Below are 14,129 nucleotides of genomic sequence, written 5' to 3' on the forward strand. Positions count from 1 at the left end.
AGATAGCTCAAACATTTTTTTAAACCTTGTTATGAAATACTTTGTACTTGCGATTTTTTCGTTAGTGATGGCTTGGCTCCTCCCATACCATCGCTCGCCTTGGCCGACTTTTGGCTCAGAAATACTAACTTTTATTGCAGCATCATTTTTATTGTTAGGCTTTGCAAAGTTTAAACTAAACATACCAAAACCACAGCTCCTGTTGCTGCCTTTCTTAAGTATTCCACTTATTCAATTTATTTTCGGACAGAACATCTATTTCAGCAATGCTTTATTTAGTTTTGCTTATATTCTGTTCTTTATGTTGATGGTGATTGCTGGATATCAACTTTGCCTCGAGCAGAAAAAGAGAGAACAAGTATTTAAAATTACCTGTTTAACATTTGTTTCAGTCGGAGTTATCTCAGCTATATTTGCTGTGCTACAGTGGTTGGATATGCATACCTTCTTTTCAGGTATTATTTATTCATTTAACGGCAATCGCCCGTATGCGAATTTAGCTCAGCCGAATAATTTAGCGACATTACTCATTCTAAGTTTATTAAGTAGTATTTATCTATTTGAAAAGAAAATAATTTCTAGTTTTTTTCTTGTGCCAATGTCTTTAATCACACTGTTTGGTGTGGTGTTAGCACAATCTCGAACAAGTATTATCGTTTGCGCTTTTATTGTGATCTATTGGTTAATCAAACAAGTCAAAAAACAGAATCGATTTTCTCATATCCATCTCGCATTATGGGTTGGCTTATTTATATTACTTTCATCCAATTTAGCATCTCTTGATCAATGGCTTTTTGCTGTTACAGATACTCAAACTGCTGTTCAAGGCTCAGCAATAGTGGCAAAAGGTGCAGGTGATATTCGTCTAGATATGTGGCAACAAATGATAGCTGCAATTCTGCATCAACCATGGTGGGGGTATGGATGGAATCAAACAGGCTTAGCACAATACTATATTACTGATACCTTCCAAGTTTCACTTTGGTATAAAAGTGCACACAACATGATTCTAGATCTGTTGGTCTGGAATGGTTTGATTTTAGGTGGGTTTATTCTTCTGTACTTTACAGCTTGGCTACTGTGGCTCAATAAAGGGGTGAAGGATAATATCTCGATCATTGCAACATTAATGGTATGTGCGATTCTCATTCATGGCATGTTAGAGTTTCCTTTACATTATGCTTATTTTCTACTTCCAGCAGGTTTCTTACTGGGCATCATTCAGGCGCAATATAAAAATTTGCCTTCAGTAAAAATGAATGGTCGAGTGTTCGCAGTGATTGCTCTTATCACGATTGTGGGGGCTTTAGTTACGACACGGGATTATTTTTTATATAAAGAGCAAAGTGTACTCGCATCAAAGACTGAAGCTTTAACAGTAGATCAACAACACACCATGCAAAAGCAAATTTGGTTGATTACCCAATTTAAAGAGCGCGTGTGGTGGATCGGATTAGATCCTAAAACTGAAATGACAGAACAACAACTTGCTGATCTAGAGCGAATGGTTGCAAACTTGGCATCAAAATATGATTTACATAAGTATGCACAAGTGTTGGCTTTTAATGGGAAGGAGCAAGAAGCGAAGCATCAGTTATGGATTTTAGAAATATTGCATAAGCAGCATATTGAGTATGATGAGTTATTGAAATAAAAAAATCCCCAAAAGGGGATTTTTTTATTTCAATCATTAAATTTGGCTTTGAATATAATTCTCTACACCAACTTGATCGACAAGATCGAGTTGAGTGGTCGCCCAATCTAAATACTCTTCTTCTTTTTCTAAAATCTCTTGTACTAAATCACGTGTAACATAATCGAGTTGTTCTTCTGCTAATTTCACAGCAGTTTGAATCGTTTCAATATTTTCTTTTACTTTCCGAACATCGCATTGCAGCACTTCAATGGTGTGTTGACCAATATAGAGCTTACCCAGATGTTGAAGATTTGGAAGACCTTCTAAAAATAAAATGCGTTCAATGATTTTATCTGCATGCTTCATTTGGCGGATAGATTCTTTATATTCCGCTGAACCGAGTTGTTCGATGCCCCAATCATTAAACATGCGTGAGTGTAAAAAATATTGGTTGATGGCTGTAAGATGGTGGTAAAGCACCTGATTTAACTGATGAATAACGTCACGGTTGCCTTTCATGATCTTAGCTCCAAACTCAAAATTCAGCCTATCATAGAAGGCTATCGATAGAGATTATCTTAACCCAACTTGCTAAAGTCTGACGAGTAATTTATTGAACAGCAAATGAAAATCGCAATCAAATACACTTTTTCAAAAAATAACCCCGCTGAGTCAAAGCGGGGGGAGAAATTGGAAATCTGAATTATAGTTATAGAATGAGTTCTTATTATTTTTAGCACATTCTGAATTAAGCGGCGATTGAAATTCTGGCAGCTATTTCAGCAAGTTCTTCATTAATAATACTGCGTGCTTCAGGAACACAGCGTCCGCAACAAGTGCCTAGATCAAGCAAGTCACGAATTTCACGATAAGATTCAGCGCCATTTGCCATAGCATCTTTAATATCTTGATCTGTAATTCCACGACATAAACAAACGTACATTTCTGCTCAACCACAAGGATAAATGCGATAGTTGATATTATTGATAATTATTATCGTTTGTCAATGAAATTCATTTAAAAATGCTGTTTAATTCATCGATTTTCTAGATAAAAAAATACCACCTCATAGGTGGTATTTTTTAAGATATTGAAATTATTTAGAAATAATCACAACACCATCCATTTCAACCAGTGCGCCTTTAGGTAAACTTGCAACGCCTAATGCTGCACGCGCTGGATACGGCTGAGCGAAATATTCACCCATAATTTGGTTTACCAATTGAAAGTGAGATAAATCAGTGAGGAAAATATTCAGTTTGGCAATATCAGCTAAAGAACCACCAGCAGCTTCACAAACTGCTTTTAGATTATCAAAAACACGACGAATTTGAGCTTCAATGCCCTCAACCAATTCCATGCTATATGGATCTAATCCAATTTGTCCTGAAAGATAAAGTGTATCGCCGACAAGAATGGCTTGAGAGTAAGTACCAATTGCAGCAGGTGCATTTTCAGTATGAATGACTTGGCGGGACATCTATTTCTCCATTATTCAAATCTAGCTTCATCATAAAGGATGAACACTATAGGTGAAAGCTCTAATCTGTATTTGTTTAGCAGGCTTGTGAGACTTCTTCAACGGCAAGAGGGGCTGACATGCGTGAAATACGCGGAAAACCAAATTGCATGCGGAGTTCACGAATGATTTGCGCAATTTGCTGACGACTATGAACAACAATACTCAGATAGGTTTTTGATTCGTATTGTCGAACGGACTCGATTCCGATTTTTGATTTACGACAGATATAAATCAGTTGTGAAATTTGCTCATCACTTAATAATAGATCGATACACAAGTAAGCATTGAAGTTGATTTCTGATTCACCTTCATCTTTCCAGTGCAACGGCATAATATTTTCAGGGTGTAACTGTTGTTCGTGTAGAAGGTTCTTACAGCGAGCACGGTGAACAATAAGACCGCGGCGAGATAAATGTCCCTGAATAGGGTCGCCTAGCACTGCATTACAACAATGGGCATATTTTACATCTACACCATCAGTACCTAAGATCAGGCGACTTGATGCTTGATCTTGATGATGATCTTGAGCAAAGAGATGGTTCGCCACAAGTTGTGGGAGCAAATCACCTACAGCAATTTGTTCAAAAAGTTGATTCTTGCTTGGAATATGGCGCCATTGTAATAGTTCAGTCCAATTTTGATCGGTTAGATCATGAATAGAGGTATTAAATAACTTTAATGCACGATTTAAGGCTTGTTGACCGACAAGGCGCTGTTCATCAATATCTTGATCTCGCAAAATATTTTGAATAGAGCGTCTGGCTTTTTGAGTGTTGATAAAGCTCAGCCAATCCGGGTTGGGTGAAGCGAGAACATCGGTAATCACCTCAATGACTTGACCACTTGAGAGTGGTGTAGAAAGCGGTTTGATTTCACCATCAATTTTACAGCCGACGGCATGGTTACCTAAGAACAAGCTTGCAGAGTAGGCGAAATCTACTGCTGTAGCTCCTTGTGGTAACTCATGTAAGTGACCTTGAGGAGTATAGACCCATATTTTTTCTTGATGTAAATAATCCAATAGATCATTAAACGTGGTCTTAGCACAATCGCCACCGACTAAGGTATGCAAATTCTGCATAGATGCCTGAATGGCAGATCGGCACGTTTGAGGAGCATTTTCACCTAATACCACCCCAAATCGCGCAGCCTTACGCATAAGTTCAGTTTGTATGGTGAGCGAAAGCGTTGTTTTCTCGCCTTTCAAACGCAGCATCAAGGATTGATTGCCACCAGGGAGAGGGCGGCGGATATGATCTTGGTAATTTAAAACTTGGAAGTTATCTTTTAACAATTCAACTAAACGATCGCAATCGGCAATGGTCTGGAGTACGATTTCAAACGCATGACTATGTGTGAGTTCTTGAAGGTTAATTTCGTTTTTAACAAAGTGGCGTAATAATTCAATGTTATTGTTTTTCTTTTTAATCCGCCCAGGAATATTGGAGTTTTCCAAGAGATCGCTCAAATGTTTTTCCCAAATGGCTTGGTACTTACAGCGTTGAGGTTTGGTTTGCACCAAAGCATTTTGAACATCATTGAACATATCTAGATCAAGATTTTGATAGCAGAGGTGTTCAAGATTGTCAGCCATTTCATTCATGCCGACCAAACGTGCCATTGGCACGAATATATCAAAAGTTTCTTGTGCAATACGGGCACGTTTATCTGGTCTTAAAGCTTCCAAAGTCGTCATATTGTGGTAACGGTCTGAAAGTTTAATGATGATCACACGAGGATCTTGTAACGTGGCTTGTAGGATTTTTCGGAATGAGGCTGCTTTATTATATTCTTTGTCACTAGAGTGGCTTAATTTCGTAACACCATCGACCAGCTCAGCCACTGTTTTGCCAAATTTTTTAGTAATGTCTTCTTTGCTAAAGTCGGTATCTTCAATAACATCGTGCAGTAGTGCTGCCATTAACGTTTCTGGGTCTAGGCGCATATGCGCCAGAATACAACTTACGGCTATCGGATGCAGAATATAGGGTTCACCGCTTTTGCGTGTAATACCATCATGCGCCATGTCAGCATAATCGCAGGCCACAAGTACTCTGTCGACGTCCTTTTCAGATAAATACGCGTCGATGATGACTTTTAGCTGTTGCTTAGCTTGGCTGACCAATGGGCCTGGCATACTACACCTTTGAATCCGTGGAAGAGAGTAAAAAGTAAAAGACTTTACTAAAAATTCATATTGCTACAATGCTCTATTTTTAAATAGAGAATAGCTCTAATTTTTTTAACAAATTTTTTCAATTTTGTCGAATCATTCTCTAAAAAAAATCAATAAAAAAGCCTAGTCATTGGACTAGGCTCTTTTAAATGCAGGGCTTAAGCTTATTGGAAAGAAAAACCATCTAAGTTTAAGTTATTTGCAGAAAGTGCTAAATCTAAGCTAGACGTTTGATAATCTTGCTCACGCTGTTTCAAGATATCTTTAGTGACATGACCTTCAGCGATTTCACGTAAAGCAACCACTGTTGGTTTGTCATTGTCCCATTCTACAGTTGGTTCGATACCTTGACGAGCAAGTTGACGCGCGCGTTTGCTTGCCACTAGTACAAGCTCAAAGCGGTTGTCTACATGGTCTAAACAATCTTCAACGGTTACGCGTGCCATAAGAGTTCTCGTATGTATGAAATTTTTTAACAGACTGCGCAGTATAAAATGCTTTGTCTATAGACTCAAGTTTAATCACGAATTCGGTGTGATTAATTTTTGAATTAAATCTTTATGTCGGTGAGCCTGTTGTGATAATGAAAGACGGTTCGCATTAATGACAGACTCAAGATCATGTAAAGCTTTATTAAAATCATCATTCAAGATGATGTAATCGAAGTTTACGTACTGTTGCATATCTTCTACCGCACAACTTAAGCGATGTTCAATCACTTCAACAGAATCTGTACCGCGGTTTGATAGGCGTTGGCGAAGATCAAATTGAGTAGGTGGAAGAATGAAAATTTGTTTTGATTCAGGAAAAAGTTTGCGAACCTGTTCTGCACCTTGCCAATCAATTTCAAGTAAAACATCATGACCTTTTGCAAGTTGTTCTTTTACAGTCGCTTGTGAAGTGCCGTAGTAGTTACCGAAAACTTCCGCGTATTCGATGAAACCACCTTGATTCACTTGCTCAATGAAAGATTCTTTGCTGGTAAAGTGATAATGCACACCATCTAATTCACCAGGACGTTGACCTCGAGTAGTGTGTGAAACAGAAACGTGTAAATTGCTTACGCGCTCAAGTAGGGCTTTAACTAATGATGTTTTGCCAGTTCCAGAAGCAGCTGAAACGACAAACAAGAGACCCGACATGATATTTTTCCTGATATGATAAAATATCTTCTCTATTTTAGAGCAGAGTGCTTTTAAACTAAATAGCAATTCGCATTTGTTTTAAAAAATATTCTGATTCATTGACCAAATTTTAGCGATCGTTTGAGGGTCTTATGGAAATTGTTTTAGCTAATCCACGTGGTTTCTGTGCTGGTGTAGACCGCGCTATTGCGATCGTTAATCGTGCACTTGAAAGCTTTAATCCTCCGATTTACGTTCGTCATGAAGTGGTACATAACAAATTTGTTGTGGACGATTTACGCCAACGTGGTGCAATTTTTGTAGATGAATTAGATGAAGTTCCTGATGACAATATCGTGATTTTTAGTGCACATGGTGTATCAAAAGCTGTACAACAAGAAGCTGAGCGCCGTGGATTAAAAGTATTTGATGCCACATGTCCTCTCGTGACAAAAGTGCATATCGAAGTCACAAAATATGCGCGTGAAGGGATTGAAGCCATTCTGATTGGTCATGAAGGGCACCCAGAAGTTGAAGGCACCATGGGTCAATATGATCTAAAAAATGGTGGTGCAATTTATCTGGTTGAAGATGAAGATGATGTTGCTGCTTTACAGGTGAATAATCCTAATAAGTTAGCATTTGTCACTCAAACGACACTTTCAATTGATGATACTGCAAAAGTCATTGATGCTTTACGTGCTAAATTCCCAGCCATCCAAGGGCCACGTAAAGATGATATCTGTTATGCAACTCAAAACCGTCAAGATGCGGTCCGTGATTTAGCGACTCAATGTGATGTCGTTTTAGTGGTTGGCTCTCCAAACTCCTCGAACTCTAATCGTCTTCGTGAGTTGGCAGAGCGAATGGGTAAGCATGCTTATCTCGTAGATAATGCGGATGAGCTGAAAAAGGAATGGTTTGCTGAAACCACTAAAATTGGTGTTACCGCAGGTGCTTCAGCACCTGAAATTTTGATTAAACAAGTGATTCAGCGTCTACAAGATTGGGGCGCTACGTCACCACAGGAATTAAATGGGCGAGAGGAGAATATAACCTTTAGCTTGCCTAAAGAATTGAGAATTCAAGTTACTCAAGCTTAATAATGAATTATCAATGACATAGCAGGGTAAGTGAGCAGATTGTAAAAAAGTGTGATATTATCCTCATTTTAATACCATTTGTCATAACTGTGTTGGCTTTATTATTATAAAATATTACTTTTGTAACATTAATAAATAAATACAAAAGTTTGAATATGAAAGACTTACAACGGGGCTTTACCATTATTGAGCTGTTGATTACCACAATTGTGCTATCAATCACAGCAACCATGGCTATTCCATCTTTTAAAAATATTGTTGCGCAATATCGCCTAAATTCAGATGTACGTGAATTATCAAGCGTGCTGATGATGGCGCGTAATCAAGCAACATTGTTAAGAAAAGATGTGACTGTAGATCTTCAGTCGAATCAATCAGATAGCAATACAATCTTTCATTGGACACCCAAAGCGCAAAATAAATTGACTTCATCACAAGAAAAAGTCACATTCTGGATGGATGGGGGAATTTCTGACTTTACATCTGACATAAATTTTTCTATTTGTAATAAGGTGTTAGGTGTTTCTAAAACGATAGCAATTACAAGAATGGGAACACAATATTTAAAAGCAGAGGGGACATGCTAATGCGTGCTGCGCAACAGGGGGTAGGAATGATTGAAATTCTAGTTGCCTTATTGGTTTTGGCCATTGGGGTATTGGGGTTTTCATTTTTACAAATGCGCGCAATTGATGCTTCACATGAAGCAATGTCTAAATTACAAGCCATGAATTTAGCGCGTGACTTATCTGAGAAGATACGTGCGAACTCAAATGCTTATACTCAGTATCAAGCCAGAATAAATGCAGAAACACAAACAACTACAGCCAAATCATGTGTGCAAAAAGGAACGACGAATCCATGTGTTCAAGCAGCCGATTTTGCCCATTATGATGCTGCCCAGATAATAAAAAATGCCAATGGTCTTGGTATGAGTATCAAAATGCCGAATTGCCAAGTCAGTAATAATTTGCAATCTCGCCGATGCATTTACGTAGCATGGGGAAAAACCAAACCTATTGATGATGCTTCTGCAAAAGATGCATGTACCCATGGTGGAAGTTATTTACCAAAGGCGCAATGCATTGTTATGGAGCTTTATTGATGCAGCATCGTAGGTATACGCAAAAAGGTTTGACGCTAGTCGAGCTTATGATCGCTTTGGTGCTTGGATTATTGATTACCGCTGCTGCGGTACATCTGTTTTTTACAGGGCAGATGGGATTCACGATGCAGAAAGGGATGTCGGAGGTTCAAGATAACGGCAACTTTGGTCTGCGCTTTCTTACTTATGAAATTCGTAAAGCAAATTATGGTCAAGTAAATATCATTAATGATCGTTTGACGCATGGTGGCATTGTTATCACTTCAGCTCAGTCTCCAGTGGTGCCTACATCTGGTGATTTGGCATTTAATGCGACCAATATTCCCGTCAATATTTCACGAAATATTCCAAATACGGAGGTTGTGCCTGTATCGCAATCTGGTATGCCGAGTAATATAGAGTTGGTTTCAGCTGAATCTTCACAACCTGCTCAAGCGGGAATGAGCGACCAATTGGTCATGCAGTTTTATGCTGATACACAAGGAGTGGATTGTGAAGGTAATAATTACGATGCTGGACGATATATTGTTCAACGTTTTTTTCTACGTAAAGATGCAAATGCAAATATTCAAAAAGAACCACACGATGCATTGGTCTTGGCCTGTGAAGCAGGGTGGTACACGCGTAACAGCACTCAAATTTTAAAAAATTTTAATAATAAACAGACTGTCTTTGGAACAACGAATGGTGAAATTTTGATGCATCGTGTTGATCACTTTCACTATCTGTTGGGGATTTCTAATGACGATAATACGGCACAGCAAAGATATATAAGTATTGAAGATTATAAAAAGCTCAATGTTTATCCACGTCCACGCATCAATTCAATACAAGTCGGTTTATTAGTAAGGTCATCTGAGAATGTAGGTCAAAATCAAGCAATTTCTCCTCATCAAGAATTCGAAGTTCTTGATCAAAAAGTAAAATTAAAAAAAGCACAAAAAACCGTCGCGACTAAATTTATTCGACAAGTCATTACGCAAACGATCGCGATTCGAAATGGTATGAGTGTGATGGATTCAGCGGAGGGCTTATGATTCAACATCAACGTGGTGCAACGCTGATTGTGGTACTGATTATGTTAGTTCTGCTCACCATTATTGGTACTTGGGCGATTCGACAAAGTATGGTGAGTTTGAATATCACCACCAACAGCCAAGCGCAACAATTGTTAATGCAATCTTCCGATACTGTTTTTTATCGATTGGGGCATGGCGGCTATGCTGCCTCCAGTGGTAACCCTCTGAGCTTAATTGGTTACTCGATTCAGAATGAAGGTGACGAAGTCATATTCTGTTTTAGAAACCAATCCAATAGTGCGATGTTTAATGTTTCCAACAGTAGTGTATTGCGTTGGAATGAAGCAATGAGTGATGTCTCAGTCGATGGTGTTTCTGGGTTTTGTTCCTTATCAAACGATGGGGATTATGCCAGTGCTCGTAAGGCGCAATTAACTCAGGTGTCTGTAATCGTAAGCCCTCCATCAGACAGTGATCATGATATCCCACTTTCAAACGCAAACGTTGGAACTGACACTGAAAGTATAGGACAACCTTCTGATACAAAAAAAATAACAGTCTATTCAACATCGCTCTTACCCGCATTGTCTTCGACAGATTTAACGGATGAAATCCATCTTTGTTTGCGCCGACCACATACAGCACCATTGGTGGGTAATGCACAAACCATTTCATCTTGTTTAAAGGATATTGGTGTGCCGTATAACACCCAAATTCAAAGTTACATTTTTGATGCTTATCAGCGCGCTGAATCTTAATGGGGATGTGTTGTGAATAAAAAGATAAAGAATCATTTTACAAAAAAGATGATTGCGCAAAGTATTGCAGTCGTGATGGCATTGGGTGCGATCCCAATGCAATTGAGTGCCAGTGATCTACAAATTTATCAAAATCCTGTAGCAAAAAATAATCCGATTATCATGTTGGCGATTGATAACTCGATGAGTATGAGTGCAGTAGATGCAACTTATAAAGGTCAAAGTGTTAGCCGTTTAAATGCCTTAAAAAACTCATTGGTAGATGCCTTAAATGCAAAGGACTTATCAGGAAATTATCGTATTCCAGATAATGTTTATATTGGGGTGTCGGTGTTTACGTCAACGGGTGAAATAGGGACAACAGAAGATTGGTTAAGCTATGGTGAAAATGCTCGTTCATCTAAAATCTTACTAGAAGCAAAACAACTTACACCTGCTCACCGTACGGATTTAATCAATAAAATTAATAGTATTGGAGCCGTAGGTAGTACGCCCACACCACTATTACTCTCAGAAACTTATGCGTATTTACTAGGAAATCGCACCTTTGGGGCTAACCTAAAAGGCATCGATTTACTTCCTTCATCTAAATATTCTAATTATAGCCGTGGTTTATCTGGAGCATCATTTGCGCCAGCGGACATTCGCAAAGCGGATGGTAGTTATAGAGCGCCACTCAACAAGTTGAATAACAGTGATGCCCAATGTAGTACGCAAGGTGTTTTTTTCTTAACAGATGGGGCGCCAGTTGGTTTGAGACCAAAGACGGTACTCCCTGTCATGCAAAATGCGTTGGCAGATGACAGCTTTACTTGTGAAGGCTCGCCCTTAAAAGATGTCTATTACAATTACGGTAATGCCAAAGGTGCCAGTGGTGCCGCGACCTTCAATGGCGAGTTTAAGGAAATGGCGACGCAGCCATATCGTTTTTATGAAGATGATATTGGTAATGCTGTGTCAGCCAATCAAACCACCTGGCAAAACCGTAGTTCATGGGCTTGCGTAGGTAAGATGGTTCAGCGTTTGGCAAATCAAACGCAGATGACCAGCGATGCGAATCAGAAGCGTGTTTATACATCTACTGTAGGTTTTGGTCCCTTATTCCAAAAGCATCCACGAGAAACCTGTCGTGATTATGACAATGACGGGCTATACGATCATTGTACATTTGATAGTAGCTATACAGGTTCTGGAAATGACATTTCCAATAGTATGAATGCTCAAGCATTAAAACAGTTGGGGAATGTGATTGGTAAAGGGGATACTTACGGGACTCGCCAAGAAATTGGGGGGTATACCCAAGCGACTTCTGGTGAAGATATTCAGAATGCATTGAATACCTTCTTGGTTGCCGTCTCTCATGGTAACTTTGAGGCTGCTAGTTTTGGTACTTATGTGGTGCCATTTGACCGTTTATCAACAAGTTCAGCATATCCTTATGTGTTCGCACCGCAGTTTCAACCACAGGTGAGCACAGCAAATTCGGTATTGGCTTCCACACATCAATTATGGTTAGGGAACTTAAAGAAATACAGTATTAACGCTCAAGCTGTGATGATTGATCGTGCGGGGAAAGAGGTACTTGATCGATCAGGTGCAATACGAACCAATACGCAGGATTTTTGGAACAATACTGGAATAGATGATGGTTTGAGTGCAATTCAAGGGGGCGTGTTCTCTCGGATTGCCACACCTTCACCACTAGCAGGTGTTACTGCTACAGACAAAATAAAAACGCGTCCGTTATTCACCAATGCAACGATTGCCACAACGGGTGATCAAGCAAAACGATTGGTAGGTTCTGAGAATGGACAACTGACGAAATTAACGACACAGAATGTGCTAGCCGCGACCTATATTGATTCAACCAAGTCGGGGTGGCGACAAAATGTATATCAACCCTATTTACTGTCGGCTTTGGGTTATCGACTTGATAAAAACTACTTAAGTAGCTTACCTGCTGGATACATTTGGAATGATCTAAATAAGGTTAAAGATCTTAAGGTGATGCAGCAAATGGGAGGCGTTGTTCACTCGGAACCATTGTTGGTGACGCTCGAAGCAAAATATAACGCGGGGTCTGGTACCATTTTAGCGAATACCCGTAATGCGACTCATCGAAAAGATTACGTGGTATTTGGGACGATGCAAGGATTATTGCATGTTGTGGATCAAGAAACTGGTGAAGAGGCATTTAGTTTCTTAGCTCATGAAATGGTTCAAGATCCAAGTCGACGAGACGCGTTACTTGAACAGTCCAATACATTATTGTCATCTGCGCATCCTATTTATGGCATGGATGGATCATGGACTTCAGATGTTCAATATAAGATTGATCAGAACAACAATAAGTTTATTGCTGCGAAAGCCAACATTTATGGTGGTATGCGCATGGGTGGGCGTAGTTATTATGCCTTGGATATGAAAAATCCGAACCAACCTGAATTACTTTTCCATGTTGATCCAAGTTCTGGAACGATAAAGAGTAAATCAACATCAGTGAGTGGCACAAATCAATCAGATGCCTTAAAAGCTATGGGATATAGTTGGTCTAAACCTACCATTGCTAAAATTCGTTTTGACGGCAAAGTTAAAACGGTCATGATTGTGGGTGGTGGCTATGATATGGCCTATGAAACGGATGGTTATCAGCCTCAATCTGCATTAACTGGTCAACGAGCTAATCAAGGGGCGGGCGTCTATATTTTTGATGCTGAAACGGGCGAATTATTGTGGAATGCACGCTATGGCAACCAATCGAATCAAACCAGTGTTGATGTTAAGCATGCTGAGATGAAATATAGTGTGGTCAGTCAAATTAAAGCATTTGACCGCAATACGGATGGTTTGATCGATCACCTATATTTTGGTGATTTAGGTGGGCAAGTGTGGCGCGTCGATCTCAATAATCGTCTTGGAACGAATACAACCGCGTTTGGACGAGTGACACGTCTTGCTGATTTTAGTACGTATCACCAACGTTTTTATGAAATGCCTGCTTTGACCATCCATGATCTGAATGGTGAGCGATTTGGTGCGGTGAGTATTGCGTCAGGAAATCGCAGCTTTCCATTAAATACCAGCAATATTTATGACAATCGAGTCTATGTGTTACATGATTATGACTTGGCACAACCGAATTTGTTTCAAGCGAATTTTGCTAAAACACAAAACCTTACCGAAGCTCATTTAACTGCATGGTCTAATTTATCAGGTACAACAGTGCCACATCTGATGAACCGTAATAAGCGTGGTTGGTTCTATGTGTTGCAACGAACAACGGCTAAAAACGAAACAGCGAATACTGGTACAGTTAAAGCATTAAATGGTTATATTGCGATCGCAAATAGTCCAAGTCATTCAGATTTATATGTGTCTTTATACAATCCAAATGATGCATCGTCACAACAACCGAACCAATGTACTGGGGGCATTAAAGGAGCAAGTCGTACCTTAAAGCTTTGCTTGCCGTATGGTGTTTGTGGAGATGCTGGATCAACGTTTAATCTTCAAAATAAAATTGTGGCAGAAATCTCAGACACTAAGTCTGATGGGATTAGTAAGCTAAACAGCGTACCTATTGTCCAGAATGGTAAAAAGAAAACGACTTTGCTGGGCGGTGGTTATACCAACTACATCACAACCAAAGTGCTGAAAGCTTATAACTGGTTTGAGCGTCAGTAGGT

13 protein-coding genes are annotated in these 14,129 nt (G+C 39.3%); 7 read left to right on the top strand and 6 right to left on the bottom strand.

The features are described 5' to 3' along the window. Nucleotides 1–31: 31 nt before the first annotated feature. Nucleotides 32–1,654 (top strand): PglL family O-oligosaccharyltransferase, encoded by a 1,623-nt coding sequence (locus BMW42_RS05285; protein WP_092766663.1) that lies wholly within the window; start codon nt 32–34, stop codon nt 1,652–1,654. A gap of 36 nt (nt 1,655–1,690) precedes the next feature. Here the strand turns inward: BMW42_RS05285 and bfr are convergent, their stop codons facing one another. The 6 genes from bfr to gmk form a co-directional block, all read right to left on the bottom strand. Continuing rightward, nucleotides 1,691–2,155 (bottom strand): heteropolymeric bacterioferritin subunit Bfr, encoded by a 465-nt coding sequence (bfr, locus tag BMW42_RS05290; RefSeq protein WP_035264352.1) that lies wholly within the window; start codon nt 2,153–2,155, stop codon nt 1,691–1,693. A 229-nt stretch (nt 2,156–2,384) separates the two neighbouring features. Then, nucleotides 2,385–2,579, bottom strand: coding sequence for a bacterioferritin-associated ferredoxin (locus tag BMW42_RS05295; RefSeq protein WP_035264349.1), 195 nt, complete (start codon nt 2,577–2,579; stop codon nt 2,385–2,387). Nucleotides 2,580–2,732: 153 nt separating this feature from the next. Next, entirely contained in the window at nt 2,733–3,116 is a 384-nt protein-coding gene (locus tag BMW42_RS05300) for a RidA family protein (RefSeq protein WP_035264336.1), read from the bottom strand. Between the two features lie 76 nt (nt 3,117–3,192). Next, nucleotides 3,193–5,295, bottom strand: coding sequence for a RelA/SpoT family protein (locus BMW42_RS05305; RefSeq protein ID WP_092766664.1), 2,103 nt, complete (start codon nt 5,293–5,295; stop codon nt 3,193–3,195). A gap of 203 nt (nt 5,296–5,498) precedes the next feature. Beyond that, nucleotides 5,499–5,780: a DNA-directed RNA polymerase subunit omega gene (rpoZ, locus tag BMW42_RS05310; protein WP_035264331.1), complete on the bottom strand. Its 282-nt coding sequence runs from the start codon at nt 5,778–5,780 to the stop codon at nt 5,499–5,501. 75 nt (nt 5,781–5,855) lie between these two features. After that, a complete protein-coding gene (gene gmk / locus BMW42_RS05315; protein ID WP_035264330.1) occupies nt 5,856–6,476 on the bottom strand; it encodes a guanylate kinase in 621 nt (206 codons plus the stop codon). Between the two features lie 134 nt (nt 6,477–6,610). Between gmk and ispH the strand changes: the two genes are divergently transcribed. From ispH to BMW42_RS05345, 6 genes are all read left to right on the top strand, one after another. Then, complete coding sequence (gene ispH / locus BMW42_RS05320; RefSeq protein ID WP_092766665.1) at nt 6,611–7,561, top strand: 4-hydroxy-3-methylbut-2-enyl diphosphate reductase; 951 nt, start codon at nt 6,611–6,613, stop codon at nt 7,559–7,561. A 155-nt stretch (nt 7,562–7,716) separates the two neighbouring features. Further along, complete coding sequence (locus tag BMW42_RS05325) at nt 7,717–8,148, top strand: pilus assembly FimT family protein (protein ID WP_092766666.1); 432 nt, start codon at nt 7,717–7,719, stop codon at nt 8,146–8,148. Continuing rightward, nucleotides 8,148–8,666: a type IV pilus modification protein PilV gene (gene pilV / locus BMW42_RS05330; RefSeq protein ID WP_228143086.1), complete on the top strand. Its 519-nt coding sequence runs from the start codon at nt 8,148–8,150 to the stop codon at nt 8,664–8,666. The genes BMW42_RS05325 and pilV overlap by 1 nt, the downstream gene beginning before the upstream one ends. Next, entirely contained in the window at nt 8,666–9,703 is a 1,038-nt protein-coding gene (locus tag BMW42_RS05335; RefSeq protein ID WP_035264319.1) for a PilW family protein, read from the top strand. The genes pilV and BMW42_RS05335 overlap by 1 nt, the downstream gene beginning before the upstream one ends. Continuing rightward, complete coding sequence (locus BMW42_RS05340; protein WP_092766668.1) at nt 9,700–10,443, top strand: PilX N-terminal domain-containing pilus assembly protein; 744 nt, start codon at nt 9,700–9,702, stop codon at nt 10,441–10,443. The genes BMW42_RS05335 and BMW42_RS05340 overlap by 4 nt, the downstream gene beginning before the upstream one ends. Nucleotides 10,444–10,455: 12 nt before the next feature. Beyond that, nucleotides 10,456–14,127: a PilC/PilY family type IV pilus protein gene (locus tag BMW42_RS05345; RefSeq protein WP_143047398.1), complete on the top strand. Its 3,672-nt coding sequence runs from the start codon at nt 10,456–10,458 to the stop codon at nt 14,125–14,127. Nucleotides 14,128–14,129: the final 2 nt, after the last annotated feature.

It is taken from the genome of Acinetobacter sp. DSM 11652 (genome assembly GCF_900109815.1).
Classification (GTDB): Bacteria; Pseudomonadota; Gammaproteobacteria; order Pseudomonadales; family Moraxellaceae; genus Acinetobacter.